The 18826-nt window shown below is 42.1% G+C and carries 16 protein-coding genes; 7 read left to right on the plus strand and 9 right to left on the minus strand.

All coding sequences use genetic code 11. The annotated features are described in order from the left end of the window. Nucleotides 1-346 precede the first annotated feature (346 nt). The 5 genes from GXP67_RS12275 to GXP67_RS12295 all read right to left on the minus strand — a co-directional run bounded on the left by GXP67_RS12275 (nt 347) and on the right by GXP67_RS12295 (nt 4644). Complete coding sequence (locus tag GXP67_RS12275) at nt 347-892, minus strand: YciE/YciF ferroxidase family protein (RefSeq protein ID WP_162443383.1); 546 nt, start codon at nt 890-892, stop codon at nt 347-349. Nucleotides 893-1286: 394 nt separating this feature from the next. After that, entirely contained in the window at nt 1287-2030 is a 744-nt protein-coding gene (locus GXP67_RS12280) for an oxygen-binding di-iron domain-containing protein (protein WP_162443384.1), read from the minus strand. A gap of 238 nt (nt 2031-2268) precedes the next feature. Then, a complete protein-coding gene (locus GXP67_RS12285; RefSeq protein ID WP_162443385.1) occupies nt 2269-3084 on the minus strand; it encodes an AraC family transcriptional regulator in 816 nt (271 codons plus the stop codon). 46 nt (nt 3085-3130) lie between these two features. Next, nucleotides 3131-3661 carry a cupin domain-containing protein gene (locus GXP67_RS12290; RefSeq protein WP_162443386.1) on the minus strand — a complete coding sequence of 177 codons (531 nt, stop codon included), beginning with the start codon at nt 3659-3661 and terminating at the stop codon, nt 3131-3133. A 560-nt stretch (nt 3662-4221) separates the two neighbouring features. Next, nucleotides 4222-4644 carry a hypothetical protein gene (locus GXP67_RS12295; protein WP_232065187.1) on the minus strand — a complete coding sequence of 141 codons (423 nt, stop codon included), beginning with the start codon at nt 4642-4644 and terminating at the stop codon, nt 4222-4224. Nucleotides 4645-5008: 364 nt separating this feature from the next. On the opposite strand from GXP67_RS12295, the gene GXP67_RS12300 reads away from it, so the two are divergent. The 3 genes from GXP67_RS12300 (at nt 5009) to GXP67_RS12310 (ending at nt 8651) form a co-directional block, all read left to right on the plus strand. Next, a complete protein-coding gene (locus GXP67_RS12300) occupies nt 5009-5359 on the plus strand; it encodes a hypothetical protein (RefSeq protein ID WP_162443387.1) in 351 nt (116 codons plus the stop codon). 359 nt (nt 5360-5718) lie between these two features. Then, nucleotides 5719-7035: an ATP-binding protein gene (locus GXP67_RS12305; RefSeq protein WP_162443388.1), complete on the plus strand. Its 1317-nt coding sequence runs from the start codon at nt 5719-5721 to the stop codon at nt 7033-7035. Between the two features lie 524 nt (nt 7036-7559). Then, nucleotides 7560-8651 carry an acyltransferase family protein gene (locus GXP67_RS12310; RefSeq protein WP_162443389.1) on the plus strand — a complete coding sequence of 364 codons (1092 nt, stop codon included), beginning with the start codon at nt 7560-7562 and terminating at the stop codon, nt 8649-8651. A 395-nt stretch (nt 8652-9046) separates the two neighbouring features. On the opposite strand, the gene GXP67_RS12315 is transcribed toward GXP67_RS12310, so the two are convergent. Together GXP67_RS12315 and GXP67_RS12320 are read right to left on the minus strand one after the other, a co-directional pair. Next, nucleotides 9047-9478, minus strand: a complete 432-nt coding sequence (locus tag GXP67_RS12315) for an EamA family transporter (protein WP_162443390.1) — start codon at nt 9476-9478, stop codon at nt 9047-9049. Between the two features lie 286 nt (nt 9479-9764). Then, nucleotides 9765-10463 carry a hypothetical protein gene (locus GXP67_RS12320; RefSeq protein WP_162443391.1) on the minus strand — a complete coding sequence of 233 codons (699 nt, stop codon included), beginning with the start codon at nt 10461-10463 and terminating at the stop codon, nt 9765-9767. Between the two features lie 249 nt (nt 10464-10712). On the opposite strand from GXP67_RS12320, the gene GXP67_RS12325 reads away from it, so the two are divergent. Next, the gene (locus GXP67_RS12325; protein WP_162443392.1) at nt 10713-11171 is read left to right on the plus strand and encodes a hypothetical protein; all 459 of its coding nucleotides are present in this window, start codon (nt 10713-10715) and stop codon (nt 11169-11171) included. Nucleotides 11172-11225: 54 nt separating this feature from the next. On the opposite strand, the gene GXP67_RS12330 is transcribed toward GXP67_RS12325, so the two are convergent. Beyond that, a complete protein-coding gene (locus tag GXP67_RS12330) occupies nt 11226-11495 on the minus strand; it encodes a hypothetical protein (RefSeq protein ID WP_162443393.1) in 270 nt (89 codons plus the stop codon). A 150-nt stretch (nt 11496-11645) separates the two neighbouring features. Here GXP67_RS12330 and GXP67_RS12335 point away from each other — a divergent pair, with 150 nt between their 5' ends. The 3 genes from GXP67_RS12335 (at nt 11646) to GXP67_RS12345 (ending at nt 17719) form a co-directional block, all read left to right on the plus strand. Next, on the plus strand, nt 11646-14117 hold the full coding sequence (locus tag GXP67_RS12335) for an ABC transporter permease (RefSeq protein ID WP_162443394.1): 2472 nt from the start codon (nt 11646-11648) through the stop codon (nt 14115-14117). Nucleotides 14118-14711: 594 nt separating this feature from the next. Beyond that, on the plus strand, nt 14712-16286 hold the full coding sequence (locus GXP67_RS12340) for an ISL3 family transposase (protein ID WP_162443395.1): 1575 nt from the start codon (nt 14712-14714) through the stop codon (nt 16284-16286). Nucleotides 16287-16549: 263 nt separating this feature from the next. Continuing rightward, nucleotides 16550-17719: an esterase gene (locus GXP67_RS12345; protein WP_162443396.1), complete on the plus strand. Its 1170-nt coding sequence runs from the start codon at nt 16550-16552 to the stop codon at nt 17717-17719. 377 nt (nt 17720-18096) lie between these two features. On the opposite strand, the gene GXP67_RS12350 is transcribed toward GXP67_RS12345, so the two are convergent. Further along, nucleotides 18097-18756: an acyl-CoA dehydrogenase family protein gene (locus GXP67_RS12350; RefSeq protein ID WP_162443397.1), complete on the minus strand. Its 660-nt coding sequence runs from the start codon at nt 18754-18756 to the stop codon at nt 18097-18099. Nucleotides 18757-18826: the final 70 nt, after the last annotated feature.

Raw genomic sequence — 18826 nt, forward strand, 5'->3', positions numbered from 1 at the left:
CCAATGAGCCACCTTTAGATGATCAAGTTTTGAAAAGTTGAAGATAGCGAGAAAAAAGCTTTTGGTCCAAAAGGCAGAAGTGATCACAGGCTGTGAGTAGAGTTATAGAGTAGAATATAGAAAACTTCACGCTATAGAAAGTTCACTTACTAGCTATTGTAATGGGCAGTTAAAATAACTTCCCTTTCTGTATTACTTTAAACTAGTCTTATCTATTGGGAGGAGGTCATTGTTATTTTCCTCTTTAAATTTTTAGTATAACTCAGCTAGCTAGAAAATAATGAAGCATATTTTGCTGGTTAGAATTCTAATCAGTAAAATATGCTTCATTACATGCAAAAAGTAATTATATTTTCTCCTTTTTGGCTTTCTGATTGACAGAGCCTTCAGCAATTTGAGTCAGCAAGGAATCTGTATCCTTCTCTTCCTGCAGGGTTTGTTCCAGTAGCCCGGCTGCTTGTTTGAATCCCAGTACACCGGCTAATGTTTTTAAGGTTCCATAAGAAGCAATCTCATAATGTTCTACTTTCTGAGCACAGGAAATTAAAGCAACATCCCGGGTTAAGGTGCCTTCCTTTGTGTCTTCAATCATTTCCAGGGCTTCTTTTACTAGTCCATTCATAGCTTCACACTTCTTGGCAGAGGCTTCTTCCCCGATGGATTCAAAGACTTGTTCCAACCTGGTAACTTGCTCTTTTGTCTGAGCCAGATGTGTTTCAAAGGCTTTTAACAAAGGTGCAGAGGTAGTTGCTTTAGCTAATGTGGGCATATTTTTGACCAGGTGACTTTCTGCCCAGTAAATATCTTTGAGTTCTTCGATGAAAAGTTCTTTCAAAGCACTTTCCTCGGAAGAATCACTTTGAGCGGCGGCCGCTGATTTAGTAGTTGACATAGTGGTTTGTTATAGGTTAAGTGTAGATATACGCTTGATGGGAACAATGGTTTGAATAATTAAGCTGTAATCTATTGTACTCTTTCATTAATGATAGATGGAATGGGAGTAAAAATTTATATCAATTGTGGCCTTACTCCAAAGGCTGATTAATTTAATTCCCCCTTTCTTGAAACTACTAATTGTAGTGGTTCCTATCTGCTAACTACCCAAAAAACAGGGAACTGGACAGAACCATTAGTGCTACGTTCAAAGCAGACCAATCTTGTAAACAATAGGCTAGGTTTGTACCTAGTAAATATGTTGATAGTTCCTGCAGATGTAAACCTCGTATATCCATCTAACTGCAGCGTAATCTGTGACTAGATCAGTCAAGACTGGAGACCAGCCATAGTCAATAGCTAACGGGCTTAGGTTCGCTTACTAATACTTCCTTCATAACTATATCCAAATCCAGGAGTGCTTTGGAGCAGTCCCCATAAAAGGAAGAACCATGCATGGTGGCTAGTGTTGTAGGCTGCAAGCTTGCTAATTCCTGCAATATGTAGGCGTTGTTGTGTTGGTAAGGCATGTAGCTATGTAAGGGACTATGCTGCATGGCAATAAGGGTAGTGCGTACCTGTTCGAGAATATCGTTTTTAGTGAGTGCTTCTCCATTGCCAAACTGATGAAACAGGTCTGAGCAGAGCAAGACTTTGTTCGTCTCCTCGAAGAGAACACCAGCATCCCATCCATGGGGCAGGTGAGGGGTAGGGATAAATCGGTAGCTGTACTTCCCGGTTTGCAGCATCTCTGCCCTTGTTAAGCCCTTGGCCGGACGTATGGCAAAATCACTCATGTTCACCATGGCCCCCACTTGACTGCAAACAGCCTGTGCCTGAGGAGCAATCTGTAACCACTCGTTTAAGGCACCACACTCATCTACTTCAAAATGGCTAAAGCCAATCCAGCGGATATCTTGGGGATGTATCAATCTACCTACAGCTTCTTTTAGTAGCGGAAACATGCCACGCATACCGGTATGATAAAGCATAGGTTCATCATCTTTGACCAAAAAGTGATTGAACTGCATGTTTAACTCAGGCACCCACACACTGATCCTGTACAGATCCGGAGCAATTTCATTGATAGTTGTCATAATAATAATGTTTAAGTGGGTTAACTAATAAGAATTACTAAAACTCATGCTAAGCAAATGCAGGCATCCTTTAGGAGTGGAGAATAACATAAATGCCTTTTAGGGCAAAGGATAGTAAAAATTAACTTGAGATAAAAGGTACTCCTCTGCTGCTTGCTCTTTAAAAGGGCAGCAGCAATGGCTATTTGATCTGATCAGCAATCAAAGGCTACTGCTACAGGGGTGGGCTTTGCAGCAGCTATTTACTTGTTAAAACAAAGTTTTCTTTAGCTAACATATACACAGAGGGAAGCTCACCGGTTAAACTTTTAAAGTCTTTATTGAAGTGTGTCTGATCGGAATACCCATTCAGGTAGGAAAGCTGTGCCAGGCTAATAGAAGGATATGTATTGATGTAGTCTAGCACCTTGCCCAGGCGGTTAATGCGCATATACGCCTTGGGGCTTATTCCTAATTTGTTTTTGAACTCACGCTCCAGCTGACGTTTACTGATGCAAGCCCTGTCACTCAAGCTTTCCACCGATATTTCTCCTTTTTGCCTGCGAATCAGATCGGCTGCGTACTGCACATAAGAAGTAGGGTTACTTGCTTTGTAGAGCCTATTAAGTAGGTACTCATCTGCCAGCCTGATTCGTTGTTCAACCGTTTTTAAAGCTTCAAGCTGCAAGCAGAAGCTAATGAAGGATTCACCCAAGACATCTTTTAAATCAGCATAACGATTGATAAATTCTCCAGCCGGCACACCAAATATAAAGTACATAGCTTCCGGTTTGAAGCGTATACCAAAAGTTTCGACTCTATCTTTAAACTGAACAATGTAAGGGTCTGTCCAAAAACCTACCAAGGAAAAAACCGGACTTGTTTGCCAGCCTGCCGCTATCTTTATCTCACAACGGGCATCCGATAAGTGCAAGACCAGATCTATATAGCCGGAGGGCAATACGGTTTGTTCGATGACAGCTGTAGATGAGCCTAGGATGGTGCCTTCCCAGTATTGAACAACAAAGGGTTTTAAGGGGGCTGTTGGCGAATGTTCCTGTACTAATCTTTTCATGCCTTTTTTGTTACTATAGCTTGAAAAAGGATAAACTCAGAGAAGATCAAGCTGGTAAATCAGCTTTCTCTTTAACTGAGCTGCTATTTTCTACTGAACATTGCCTGCTAGGCTCCCTACCCAGAAAAGGTGTACCCATGGCAGTATCATCTACTTGCAAGCCATACTTTTTGTTGAGCAGATCCATTTGCTTCCGGCAAGCCTTTCCAGGCAGGGGTAACAGATGGCTTATTTCATAAAAATAGCTGGCAAAGTTTCCGGGCATATACAAATCAATGAAACGTAAAGGTTGACTACCGCCATTCCAGAAGGCGTGGAAGCTGTTACGTTTCTTTAGGGCAACTTCACCGGCTTTATAGATACTTATTCTGCCCTCCTCCCAGATAGTGATTTCTCCTTCTAAAATAATAGAGATTTCATCTTCACGGGTGTGCAGGTGGGGCGCTTCTCCAAAAGAACCTGGTTCTAATAAGTGTTCTACGATGGCAATCCCTGATGGATTTTCATTGGTAGACATGAGCAGCTTTGTTTGCAGATTTCGATAAGGACCAGTCAAGACCCAAGACGGTGATGTCATAACTTTCTTCTTGTCAGATGAATAATTAATGAGTTAAAAATAGCTCCTCAGGCAAACAGAGTATAGTAGAAATGCGACATCTTTTGGAAATAGGGTCTATTTTACACAGCTAAATGGTAGTTGCTGATTCTTTGAGACTCCAGAAAGAGCTTATATAAAATTAACCTGAAAAGCGTAAGACTAATGCTGCAAATGAATGAATAAAAACAAGTTAAGTAAAAGCAGTAAAAAATCCTACTTACCTTTTGGAAAGAAAGGTCCTCCACAACTGATTGTAAGCTGTAACAGTAGCCAAATCAATTATAGCTAATTAGAAGTGATATCCCTGTTGGCTTTTCACCCCATTTCCTGCTTAAGTACACAATAGCGGTTATGTCAAACCACTGTTAGTAGGATAAAACAAAGCAGAAAATGTTTTCACTCCTTACTCAGATGCTAAGTCTATTATTTTCAATATAGAGTAGATTTTAGTAACTTATTCCTCCCTTTTAAGTTAACTCCTTATAGTGGATGTGTCATCTTAGAAAATGTTGGCCATTAGTTGCTCTATTATCCTTTCTTTATTTTCTTTTCCCGGCTTCTTTTTGTTTGCTAAGTTCTTCTTGCCAAACAGGTATAAAATCATAGGTTGGATAAAATTCAGTTGCAAACGCGCCCCAAGCCCCTTGTTCTATAGACAAATTCAGGGTGCGTAACTGAGCAGCAGGGATCTTAACAGTGACTACCTGGCCAATGCCCATCATCACATACCAGGAAACGACCCTGGCTGATTTAGGGGGAAAACGTTCTAAAAACTTGTTTTGTTGTTGTATTTTTCGAAGTGAATCCAGACTTTTATCTTGTTGATGCTTTAAGAAAATGGTAATTAATATACTATCTGATGATGCATGAGACGGTTGGGAAAAAGAAGGAAAGCTGCTCAGTAAGCAAACTAGGAGCGTATATATTATCTTCTTATAGCTGAATTGAAGCTGAGTGGTCATAGCTTGAGGTGAACCAAATGAGAGTTTATCTATTCCAAGGTAAGGTAAAGTATCTGCTTCTGCAAGAATTAGGCTGTGTATGAACCTTTCTGTAGAACCCTACAACTAATTATCTTTACAACAAGGACTTGAAATTGCAACAGTTTACTGGAAGGTTTTTAGGAGGGACTACAAAAGAAAAAAAACATCCTGAATTTATTACAAGGCCAATAGTTATCTCAAAGAGGAGGTAAATTTAACCATCCTTTCATGATCCTTATACCCTGCCAGAACTTTAAAAAGTCAAAATGTATAAGCTGGCATTACATATGCTGAAGAGGTTAAAGATGAAAAACAACTAATAAACATCAATAGACCAACAATCATGAAAATAACACTCAGTCTCATAAGTATATGTTGTATCTTGTTTCTACTAGGAGGATGTAATTCCTCCCCCACTCAATTACCCACTACTGATACACAGCAATCAAGTGAAGTCATAAAGCAATTATCTATTACAGGTGAGGTACAAGAAGTAGAATCCGGCAAGGATGGCTATACGGCTAAGATAGTAAGTAAAGAAGGGAAAGTATATTGGGCAACGATTAGTCATTCAAATCTGAAAGAGAATGCAAGCCAATATAGAGCAGTCAACGTAGGAGAAACCATTACTGTCAAAGGAGACAATTGGGAGATGGATGGGCAAGCCCATATAACCGTTCGGGAGTTACCATAAACCTCTTTAAGCTTCTTCTTTTCCAAACAAACTCAAATTTGTATAATTCTGTAACTGTTATTATTTGTTTGTAAGGTAAAGCCAAAGGGGGATTTATATTACCGTTCATGTGAAGTAACGCAATGATTAAAAGTAAAAGTTTGAATACTGCAAATACCCTCTTACATCACTTGATAAGTCAATTTCACCTCCCAAAGTATATTTACAGAGCTTTGTTTGATTTCTTATGCAAAGAGTTTTTTTGAGGCCATCAGCTGATTTTAGGATAAGACCTTTAACATTTTTGTATAAGAATTTATCTATCTTGGAGCTATTATAACTACAAATCACAAGAGCAGGAATGTTTAGCGCTAGTTTTAATGGAGCTTCAGGAAAGTCAGAATATTGAATGGAAAGAGTCTTGGCGAGATGAATACATTAAATGGATCTGTGGATTCGCCAACGCCCAGGGAGGTGTACTCTATATCGGCAAGAACGATCAGGGCCAAGTAGTGGGCCTGGAAAATAGTCGAAAGCTGCTAGAAGAAATTCCTAATAAGGTGCGTGACCTGCTTGGTATCTTGGTCGATGTTAACCTTCGATCCGAAACTGGTCTAGACTTTTTAGAAATTATAATAGAGCCATACCCTTATCCGGTCAATTATAAAGGGCAGTATCATTACCGGAGTGGAAGTACCAAGCAGGAACTTAAAGGAGCTGCTTTAGATAAGTTCCTTTTGCAAAAACAAGGTAAACGTTGGGATAGTGTTCCGATCCCTAATGTTTCCGCAGAAGATTTAAGAAATGAAGCCTTTGAGTTGTTTAGACGAAGAGCCTCTAGAAGCAATCGGGTAGATGAAGATGTATTACGAGAAAGTAATTCCTCCCTACTGGAGAATCTGCATCTTTTAGAGGGGGGTTATCTGAAGCGAGCCGCTATTCTGCTTTTTCATCCTGTACCGGAAAAACTCGTCACAGGGTCTTATATTAAAATTGGTTATTTTGAGTCCGACGATGATTTACGCTACCAAGATGAGGTACATGGCACGCTACTCGAACAAATCGAAACGACGCTAGATCTACTAAGGACCAAATACCTAAAAGCTCACATCCGTTATGAGGGGGTAAATAGAGTGGAAGAATATCTTTTTCCAGAAGCTGCTATTCGAGAAGCAGTACTCAATGCTATTGCTCATAAAGATTACAGTGGTGGTGTTCCAGTACAAATTAGTGTATATGAGAACCGTATTCTTTTCTGGAACGAAGGCCAGTTACCCGATCACTGGACGGTAGAGCACTTAACTCGCAAGCATCCTTCCAAACCTTTTAATCCTGAAATTGCCAATACCCTGTTTCGGGCAGGCTACATTGAATCTTGGGGTAGAGGAACAATCAAAATGATTAATGAATGTCGAAAGCATCATCTTCCTGCTCCCCGCTATTATTTCGACTTATCAGGATTTGTTGTTGAGTTCTTTATTTATACAGAAAGCTATCTCAAGGAACGTGGACTGCGGGAGGAACTTATCAAGATTATCCTATACGTGCAAGCGCAGGGGCATATTAATAACTCTACCGTACAACAGCTTTGCAAGGTTAGCAAAGCAACGGCTACCCGTTATCTTTCCGAACTGGAGAAAGAAAAATATCTATATAAAAAGGGGGTCACAGGAGCCGGGACTGAGTATACATTATAAGGGCTTATAATGGACTCACTACTGGTCCAAAATTATACTAATAAAGCTAGCAGAAAGGAGCTTTTCTATAAAAGCACGGTAAATATGCTCATTTTGACTCTGGTTTGTATGGTCCATAAGGGCTCATAATGGGCTCACTACTGGTCCAGAGCTGTACAATATTAGATAGAAAGGACAGTTAAAATAACTCCCCCTTTCTTAAAACTTCTGCTTCATTCATCGTCTCGTTTCGGGGCAACTATGGCTATGGACAGATAAACTTGATCTCAGGTTCATTATCAGGTCCATCTACAAAGGACTTGCACCCTTGGGATAATTCTTGTACATTTCTCTCAATGTACCATGCCATGCCGGGCACACACACCGCATTCCTTCGACAATTGAGTATGCTCAGCGCATAGCTCCAGCTCATAAGCATCAATTGCGAGAATGCTTGCTACATTAGTGGCAAGGCTATGAAACACCCAACTCATTAACAAAATTAGATGTAATAAGTGAAGCGACTTTATTATTTAGATAATCTGATGATATTCTTATCTGCCCTTGTTGTCCTCCATCATGTGAGTATTGGTTATGGGACAATGGGCGGCTGGTGCTATGTTACAGCACAAAAACTAACAGGTAGAACTCAAATTTTCATTTCGGCATTAACCGGACTCGAGGCATGCTTTTCAATGAGCCTTTTCTTTTTCATTTCTGCTTTCTTAACCATTCCATCTTTGGAGAAAAAAGGAGTATCTACATTTATAAAAACAAGGTTAATACGATTGATGATACCTTTGTTATTTGTCATGATTATTTTTGCACCAAGTATTTTATATTTTATTGAAATTCATAATAGCACCACTCAGTTGTCATGGGTTAGTTATTTACTACAACAAAATGCTAAACCTTATACTTCTCATGTGTGGTTTATTTTGGTGTTGATCATTTTTGAGTTAGTCTATATTGGTTATTGGAAAGTTATAAAACCTCATTTTTCCATTTCAACATGGCTATCAAATAAACTCCCCACACATGTAACTATATTGACTAGTATTGTTCTATGCAGTGGTCTTACCTTACTCGTGCGGCAATTTTTTCCACTTGGACAAAATTTTATCGGCATAGAATTTTCCAATATCACTCCTTACATTTTCATGTATGCAATCGGACTAGTAGTTTATCGAAAAGGTTGGCTTGATGATCTTTCTAGAAAGTTGTCAATAACCTGGTTTCCTATTTCACTTATTGCAGCTACTTACTTTAGTGTCATTATTTATCTACTTTCAAACTACCCATCTATCGTTAATAAATTTGTAGTGGGCATTAGCTGGGAATCTGTTTTTCTTTCATTTGCCCAAGTGTTAGTGTGTTTTGGTTTCTCTGGTTTTTTTCTTCATCTTTTTAAGAAAAAACTCAACTTCACAAATTTTGTATCATCAATGATGAGAGAAAATAGATACGGCGTTTATATTTTCCATTCTGCAGTTGTAGTTGGTGTTACTATGATGCTAGAATCGTTAACAGTGAACACACCTATTAAATATATTTTAGCCTGCATTTTAAGTATTGTATTTTCCTACATACTAGTGGGGCTACTTCGTAAAATCCCTGTAGTGAGGCGAGTAATTTGACTATGTAAAGCAAAGTTCGACCAAGCCCTGCCACTAGCATTGATCTTACCGCAAGTGTGGCAGACGGCAATAAATGTTATTTTCATCAATCAATAAAAAATCAACCTTTGCTCCGGGCAGACGGACTACTAATTCCACACTTGCAGTAAGTCCTGGCCGAAATCTATGGGTAAATCAAGGGTTTGTGGCTATATTTTATCCAATTTCTTAATATACGGTTGCCTCATATGAAAACTGATCTACTCCTAATAAATCAAACATAGAAGCAGTTACCAGAAAGGGGAAGTTAATTTAACTTAACTTAACTTAACTAACCCTTACTTATGCCCATAGTGAAAGACTTACAAGTTTTAAGAATGGTAATGGCAGCAGGCAAAGAGGAAATATACAGGGGTTTATTTAGTAGCACTTCCTGCTAAAGTGATTAGAATTGCTCCTGCTGCCATCAATACGGCACCCAAAATGATCTGCCAGTTTACTCGTTCTTTGAGAAAAATGATAGATAAAATAATCACAAACACAAGCGATATTCTTTCCAGAGGTGAAACCTGAGAAGCATTCCCTAATTTTAAAGCCCGAAAGGTGAGTAGGGAGGAAACGCATGTCAGGATGCCGGCAATGATCAGATATATCCAGGTTCGCTTTTCTAGTCGCGTTACATCCGCTAGATTGCCTTGGAAGATGACCACACTCCAGGATACAAGCAGGATCGGTAGTGATTGAATGGCAAAACCAAGGCTGGAATCAAGGTTTTTAATTCCCACTTTTGACAAAATGACTACGATTGCAGCCGATAAAGCGGCCAATAAAGCAAACACAATCCACATACAATATAGAGGAAGGATACAGGTAAGGTGGTTGTTACGATTTTTACTTTTTTTAGTTTCTGCCTCTTTTTAATGCAAATGACCATACCCTTATTCCCTAAAATGTTGTGTAAATAGCACAATTTTACTTTTAGATGAAATCGATTTATTAGGTAGTTAAAATAACCTCACTTTTCCATTACTAACTTAGCAATTCTATCCTTCTTTACATCTGTTAGAAAATAATGGGGTGTGACACTTAAATTCTATTCCTTATCCAGATCTAAGCAATACAAGGACATTTACATTAGTTTTTCTCCTCATCTACAATATCAGGCTGTGTTTGGGCAACATAGGAATCTGCATACTTAAAATCCTCCAACCAATAAGCAGAACTGACAATTTCAAAAATGATGTAATTGTTATCTTTTTCAATGGTATGCAATCGCCAAATAATGTGCTTTGCCTCCTCAAAGGAATTCCCTGCTAACTTCTCACTAAAAAGGCGGTTAAGTAAGGCTCTATCCGGCATTCCCTGGGCTATTAACCGCAGCAATGGTGGCTCCGGATTGCTTTCAAAAAGAAAGAGACTCGCATTCTCCTCAGCAGTAAGCTTAAGTTGAAACGCTACGGCTTCAGCTCCGGGAAACTTTCCATTATAGGCCGTGTACAACAGTTGAGTCGCTTTAAAAAAACCTTCGTGAAGCGAGAGTTCCGGGTATTCTTCCCATAGTTTCTCTGTGAGCATTTGGTGGGATAAGTTTTTAATCTGTCCTTCACTCAGCTGCCCGGCAAACAAATACCCTATTATCACTTGAGCGGCCTCAACCGGTTCTACATCCGTCAAGGACATCAGACACATGGCTTGTAATTCAGCGTCAGGGATTTCTTCCGGCTTGTCATAGCCTATTTGGTTAAGTAAGGCTAGGTAATCCTTATTTTCCCACGAATAGGGTAGTTCATGGATCGTCGCAAAGGTCAACCGTTCTACCAAGAATGTATTCATCTATTTTTTAATTTTAAATTCGTTTTCATAAAAACCTTGATGTTATATTTTTATTAATCCATCTTAGCTCACTCAAGGGTAAACTCCCCTTGTGAAGTTTAGTTGTCCATCACATCAAATAAATTGCATGCCCGGTTTCTCCTTGGCTAAAATCACAGGCCCATAGCTACCAATATAGGTATATGGTCATGAGACAAAAAATACGTATACCTCAACTACGAATCCACCAACTAACAAAAATAGCAGCGCATGGACAAACTAGGCCTAAAAAAACGTATTTTGGAAGAAAGCAGGAGCAATCAACAGCTCTTACGGGATGATTTAAGAGAGTCCTTCCAGGAAAGGGTAGAAAGTGCCAATCAAAATGAGGACGATGACTTCACTGACCACTTTGAATCCACCCGAGAGGAGGTAATGGATGAAATCCATCTGGTAGCTCCTCAAGCGGATGCAGCTCAGGCACAGCTTCAGTTACTAGAGAGAATGGAGGCACAAACCTTACACGAGCAGGTAAAGAATGGGGCAGTTGTGTTAACTGCCCAACAGAACTTTTTTGTGTCTACCAGCCTGCCCCTGTTTGAAGTGGAGGGAAAGCCATACCTTGGTGTTTCTACGGATTCTCCCATTTACCATGCCATGAAGGACAAAAAGAAAGGTGATTCTTTTACGCTAAATGATGTACTGTATCATATTGAAGATGTTTTTTAGTGTAGGTAGTCAGATTTAGGATTCAAACTGAAGTAAACAAAAGGGGGAGTTTAATTAACTCTTTTTTATTAATCTGTTAAGCCATATTGCAGTATAAGGTGGTGTATTGATTCGACCTAATAAAACAGGTATATTCCAGACAGAAGAAGCCATCGGTATAGATTCAATAGCTGTCTGCAAATCTGCGGGCCGTATATCGAGCATCGTTCTCTCTTCCAGCATCAGAAAAGAAATGACAAACAAAACGGGAAACCACACCGATATGCCATAGCCAGCTTTGATCTGCTTATCTTGAGGCCCAGAGATTGTTTCAAAATGAAGCAATTGGCTGTTTCATTTTGAAACAATATTCCCAGGTAAATTCCTGATAATCTTCTTCTAGGGGATGCTAGCGGGCATATTTGATTGTGGCACGTAAATGGTAACCCATCAGGAAATTGGCTTGAACATTTCCAACCCTTAACACTACCGGATATGCTATTTCATTACGTCAAACTCGCCTTTCGCTTGCTGGTTCGAAACCCCCGCTTCTCGCTGATCAACACCCTGGGCTTAGCTACCGGCTTTGCCGCCTTTCTCATCCTGTGGCCCTATGCCCAGGAGGAGTTGCATACCGACCAGTTTCATAAAGATTACGACCAGATTGCCCGGCTAGGCTCCAGGGTGCAGCTGACCGTGGACGGAAAGAACTGGACGGAATGGACTACAGCTGGCTGCTTCTGGGGCGGGGCAACGATGATCAAGAACAGGTTCAGCGAAGTAATCGACCTGACCCGCCTGGTACCCCAGAAAGCTTTTAAAAAAGAGGTGCAGGGGTCTGATCCCAAGGTGCTCATCAGCCTGCGGAAGGAAAACGACCAGAAGGTGTTCTTTTCTGAAAAGACGGTCGCTTATGCCGAGGCAAATTTCTTCCGGTTCTTTTCCTTCCCCCTGGCTCTGGGAAGCGCTGACCAGATTCTGGCCCGGCCCGCTACGGTGGCCCTGTCGGAAACGGTGGCCAAAAAGTATTTTGCCAGTGCCAATCCGATGGATAAAGTCATCTACCTCAACGACTCCCTTCCCTTCCGGGTGAGCGGCGTATTCAAAGATCTGCCAAAAAATACCCATTTCCAGTTGGATATTCTCCTCTCTACGGCTGGCATCCAAAGCATTGACGTCTTTAACTGGGACTTATACAGGGACTGGGGCTCCTATAGTTACGTAAAGGTGAAAGACGGGAATTTTACTGCACTGGAGACAAAATTAAAAGCCAGCAGCAAAGAACTCTTCGGACCACTGTTTGGGGCGCAGGCCCATCCCTCTTACCTGGTGGATCCCTTGACCCAACTATCTTTTATCAATCGGTTTGACTATGCCTTCAAAGTGAAATCCAGGCAGCCGCTGGTCCTGCTCAATGTCATCGCTTTCGTGATTCTGGGCATGGCCTGGATCAACTACGTGAGCCTGTCGATTCACCAGCTGCGCAAGCGCCTCTCCGAGATTGGCACCCGCAAGGTGGTGGGTGCTTCGGCCAAACACCTGGCGCTGCAGTTCCTGGTCGAAGCAGCCTTGTTGAACGGGATTTCCTTTCTGCTGGCCCTCACGCTAGTGCAACTGTCTAACACGGGTGTAGAGCGTTGGTTTGGCATTTACCTAATCAGTTGGGCAGATCTACCCGCCTCATCAGTAACCCTCATCGGGCTGGTGCTGCTGGGCGGCATGCTCATCACAGGCTTATATCCGGTGTGGATTGCCCTGGCGTACAAACCGCTGCAGCTGCTGCGAAAACTAAAAACCTACCGGAGCCCGCGCTGGGTAAACGGGGTGGTCACCCTGCAGTACACCTGCGCCATTGTGCTGCTGATCTGGATTACAGCCGTCTATGCCCAGATCAATTTCATTTTAAACAAAGACCTGGGCATTGACAAACAAGCCGTCGTGGTGGTGGATAGTCCCATCCGAAGATCACCGGCTTTTGAGAGGGAGCTGCGGACTTTCCTCCACCAGGTCCGCACCCTACCGGGCGTAGGGGACGTCACCTTCAGTGTGAGCGTGATGGGGGATGATGTCCGCTCGCAGGACGTGCGGAAGAACCGAACGGCCATGGTGGTGCCCCTCGACAACAGCGGTGGGGTAGACGAGCATTTTATTCCCCTCTACCATATTCAACTGCTGGCCGGCCGTAATTTCGGGCCCGATCAGCCGGCCGATCAAAAGACGGTACTGCTCAGTGAAACGGCCGTAAAAAGGATGGGGTATCGCAGGATACAGGAGGCATTGGGCAGCACCATTTTCCTGCCCGGCGAGGTGGCCGTAGAAGTCATTGGGATTTACCGCGACTACGAGTTCAGACCGTTGCTGAATGGGGTGCGGGAAGAGGGGCGGGGCAGCATCCTGACCTACAAGCGCAATCCGGTTGCGTATATGACACCCGAAAAAATCTCGGTCAAAATCAACACCAAGGCCTATCAAGCCACCATAGAGGGGCTAAAAAACACCTACACAGCTTCCTTCGGTGATAGCCTCTTTGAATGGCGGTTCCTGGAAGAGCATCTGGAAAAGCAGTACGTCGGCGAGCAACTGGCCCGCAATCAGATTGCCCTTTTTACAGTCATTGCCATTTTTATTGCCTGCCTGGGCCTGCTGGGCATGATCACCAACAAAGCCGATCAAAAAATCAAAGAGATCGGCATTCGGAAAATAGTAGGCGCTAAGCCCCACCACATTGCCAAGCTGCTGCTGAAGGCGACCCTCATTCAGGTGGTGGTTTCAACACTGGTGGGCATCCCCCTGGCTAAGTACCTGATCAAGGAGTACCTGGAAACCTTTTCGGAGCGTGTCAGCCTGCTGTGGTGGCACTACGGGTTTGCGCTGCTGATTCTGCTGCTGCTGATGTTTGGTACCATCATCTCTGTTTTACGGAAAGCTGCCAACCGCAACCCTGCGGAAGCACTCCGATACGAATAGTCTTAAAGTGGTTATAGCGCCATTGCAGGTGAACCAGCACCTGGTTTTTGCTATTGACCGGGGTACATGGTTTTCTGGGTAAGCACATGGTTTCAAGTGGGATGAGGCTATATGCGGACCAATTCCGTCTGTCATGGCTGCTGCCCATAAATGGTTCCTAATGGTGAGAGTAGTACAGAAAGGAAGGAGGGAGTCCTACTCAAATGCTTGAAGTATCCGCTTTGCCAATAACCCGCTAGATCCAACCCGATCAACCTATTGCCTCAGGGAGGCTGAACCTGTCAAGCACCATCATATCGTCAAAAGGCCAGCCAACGAAATATTTCCTGCTAAACATTCTTAAACCCTAAGATATTGGAATCACTCCTTCTTTTGCCATGCTGGTTGGGATGGTAATGCCTTCTCAGCTTTCCGAGGGCAACCACTGATTTCTATCCAAAACTCCCTTTTGGTTAACTGGATGATTCTCTCAAAAGGGAGAGTTAAATTAACTTCCCCTTTGGGGTAACTGTAAACATTGATGCATAATTTACAGGTTCATCGTCACATTCCGTGAAATGGCACTAAAGAATTGTTAATGGATGTTTTGCGGAAGTGATACCAACCCTTTTATTACCAGCTTCCCAAATTCTGATAGAGTCAATTGAGAAGCGGGAGCAACTACTTGAAATTACCCTCAGTTCTCAAACTACTATTGCCCTCTGCCCGGATTGTAAAACAGAACAAAACCATGTCCATAGCCGCTACATAAGAAAAGCAGGTGACTTGCCTTGGGCAGCTTTCACTATAAAGTTACAGCTAATTGTCAGACGCTTCTTCTGCTACAATGAAGACTGTAGCCGTAAAACTTTTGCAGAAAGGCTCTCCTTTCTTTCACCCTATGCCAGACGCACGGCACGCTTGAATGAGCGATTAACTTCTATGGCTTTTGCTACCAGTGCCCAAGCAGGTAGCAGACTTTCTGCTCTATTTGCTATGCCTGTAAGCAGTTCTACCATGCTACGCCTGATGCATGGCTACAGGGTTGAACCCGCTCAAACACCTTCTGTGCTAGGTGTGGATGATTTTGCTTTCTGTAAAAGAAAAAACTACGGTACCATCTTGGTAGATAATCTACAAGGACAGGTGATTGATCTGCTACCTGACCGACTACCGGAAACCTTGTCGGATTGGCTAAAAATGCATCCCGAGATTGAGTACATCACCAGAGACAGGGCTGCTGCTTATGGGGAAGGATCTACAAAGGGTGCACCACAGGCCATACAAGTGGCAGACCGCTGGCACCTTTTAGTTAACTTATCTGATGCCTTGAAAAGATTCTTGGATGGGCAGGCAAGTGCGCTTTATCAAGCAGGTATGGAATTAGCTCAACAAGCTATTGATGAAACACCTGCCCCTGAGTCCAAAGAAGCTATCTCTATTGAAGAAAAACCACCTTCAGCTAAAGAGATCATGTTTGAAAAAGTGAAAGAACTGGCAGCTAAAGGGTATTCCGGCAGAGCTATCAGCCGGCTGCTTTCCCTGAGCCGTGTAACTGTTAGCCGCTATCTGCAACACCAAATGCTGCCTGCTTATCCAACTCGAAAAGGAGGCACCAAGTTTACTCCTTTCATTGATTTTATTGCTAAGCACTGGCAAGAGGGTAATGGCAACCGCTACCAATTGTATTTGCTACTCAAAGAGCAAGGCTACAAAGGATGCTACGGGAACTTGTGCAAATTTTTGAACCAATATCCCAAACAAGCTTCAATAACCCCCAAACCCATAGTTGTACCTATTGCATCCAGAAAAACTGCCATGCTACTTTCCCGTTTAGCCGATGATCTGTCAGAGAAGCAACAAAAAGAACTAAGGGTGATTCTTGACCATTGCCCAAAGGCTGCCGCTATACATCCACTTGTGTTAGAATTTGTGATAATGGTGCGTAATAAGCAATCTCAACTCCTGGATGATTGGCTGCAAAAAGCAAGTAATTGCCAAGTTGCCGGAATCGCAAGTTTTGCAAAAGGACTTACAACGGATTATGAAGCAGTAAAAGCTGCTTTGCAATACAGCCACAGTAATGGCCCGGTAGAGGGGCAGGTTAACAGGCTCAAACTAATCAAAAGGCAGGCCTATGGCAGAGCCGGATTTAATCTGTTGCGCAAAAGAGTTCTGGTGAAAATCTAACCCTTTTCACATAAAGTGACGATGAACCAATTTACATTTAATCTTTCTATTCACAAGCGAAGTACAGAATCTCAAAAATAGATTTTACAATCAGACAATCACCTACTTTATATTTGACCCTCTTTAACCTTAACTCATATGAGAGATAATTTGCTCTTTTATGATATCTTTACTTAGCACTGGTTTGTAAGTTCTGTCTTCGCACTTAATCTATGGCATAGTAAGAAACTTATTAACTAATTCACCTTAAATCTTAACTTTCAATGAGACAGAAAAAATGGTTCCCATTCTTCCTAGCTGCTTGCTTGTTTATACTAGCTTCAGTTTTCTCTCCGAGTGCTTATAGTCAAATGCCACAGCGGCAACCCACACCTAACGATACCTTGAAATCGCCACAAGTCTTGTCTGACCATCGGGTAAAAATCAGTATTTATGCGCCTAAAGCGAGTGAGGTTACAGTAAGTGGTGATTTTCCTGGTGGATCCCCTAGTATGAAATTAGAAAAAGGAGAGATCGGAGTCTGGTCTGTAACCATTGGCCCTCTCAAGCCTGATTATTACACCTACACCCTTACAGTGGATGGGGTTCGCACCATGGACCCGAAAAATCCGGTAATTAAGCAGGGGATCAACAGCCTGGAAAATATGATGGCTGTATCCGGGCAAGAAACAGCTTTCCAGGATAATAAATCTGTTCCACATGGAGAGGTGCGCCAGGTTTGGTATCAGTCTACCTCCCTTGATATGCCCCGGCGAATGCATGTGTATACACCCCCAGGGTATGAGAAAAGTAACACCAAATACCCGGTGTTTTATCTGTTACATGGCGGAGGTGACGACGATTCAGGATGGAGCACGGTAGGCCGTGCTAATTTCATCCTAGATAACCTACTGGCAGCAGGAAAGGCAAAACCCATGATCGTAGTGATGCCTAATGGAAGTATGCCCATTCGTAGCACACCCGGAGCGATGAACCCTCAGGCGATGACACAGATGCGGACTATGTTTGCTGATGAGCTTCTCAAAGAAGTGATGCCTTATGTGGAGAAAAACTACCGGATACTTACTGGCCGTGAAAATCAAGCGATTGCTGGACTCTCGATGGGTGGCTTTCAAACGTTGGATGTCACCCTAAGTCATGGGGACCTGTTTAATTATGTAGGCGTATTTAGCTCTGGTTTTTTTGGACCAAGTATTGATGAGGCGGAGACCAAATATGCCAAGGTATTACAAGACCCCAACTTTAACAAAAGTAAAAAACTCTTCTGGGTTGAAATTGGGAAGGATGATTTTGTCATGGAGGCCAATAAAAAAACGCTAGCCTTGCTAGACAAACATCAAATCAAGTATCAGTATAAGGAAACAGAAGGAGGACATACCTGGATCAATTGGCGGCAATATCTGAATGAATTTGCACCATTGCTTTTTCGCTAAGCTTTTCCAAGTAACCCAATCAAGTAAACTCAGAATCCAAACAACGCTATCCCTAAATTAGCTTGTTACAACACTGTCAACACAAATCAGGTAGTAACTTTGCTTTAGCCTATACAATAAGTAGAAACCGGCTTTCACCTATCAAAGTGCAAGGTTCAATAGGAAATAACATTTGAAGCTAAAATGGACAAAAGGGCAAGATAATAGTTTCTATTACTTCCCCTCTTGTCTTAATATGAAGTTTTAACAAAGGGGTAATTATTGTAATTACATTGGAATTTTAGAACTTACTTTAAAACCAAGAAGATTCCGTGGCTCCCATACTACAGAATATATATTATTAAAGAGACTTGCAAAATTCCTCCTCTGTTTCCCTATCATAAAATTGCTTGTTGCGCTTCCGGCTTTAATAAAACATGTTGGCTGGCTGTATGAAAATTTCTCCACACCCGGTTTATTTCGCTCTCTGCCTTGACTACTTCCAATCCGCCATAAGGAAAGAGTAGATTTATACTGCAACGGCAGAGTTGAACTAAACTCAGGCTGCTATCACTGATTGCCTTTAAAGCTAGGTCTGTACTAACCCCTTCTCCTTGCAGCGCTTTCCAGGATAACCATACTGTATCATAAAACCCTTTCCGGCTTGTCTGCAATTGAGCTTTTGTGGTGTTGATTACTTCGAGTATTGAATCTGCTTTGCCTGTATTGCTTTTTATTTTCTGTTCCTGCAGACTTGTAAACAGATCTAAAAAACGTACAGCCATACCAGAAATGGTAACAACTAAAGTAGTTTGGGCAAGTTGTAAAAAGGGATACTGGTAGAGGGAATTAGTAATGGTTGCTTCCTCAGTGCTGATAGAAAAGTAGCGGTTTTGAGACACAGGAATTGATCTTGCCTCAAATGAATGACTACCAGTTGCCTTCATACCCATGGCTTGCCAGGTTGTATGCAGGATTACTTCTTCCTTTTTAAGTAAAAATGCTTGAATCAATGGTGTGCCATCGGGATTATAGAGTGGCTGTCCCTGTTCGTGCACCTGGCAGTTAAGAGTAAAAGCTGTGGCATGCAGGGCACCTGAGGCATAGTTCCAATACCCAGTAATTTTA

This window comes from Rhodocytophaga rosea (assembly GCF_010119975.1).
GTDB lineage: Bacteria > Bacteroidota > Bacteroidia > Cytophagales > 172606-1 > Rhodocytophaga > Rhodocytophaga rosea.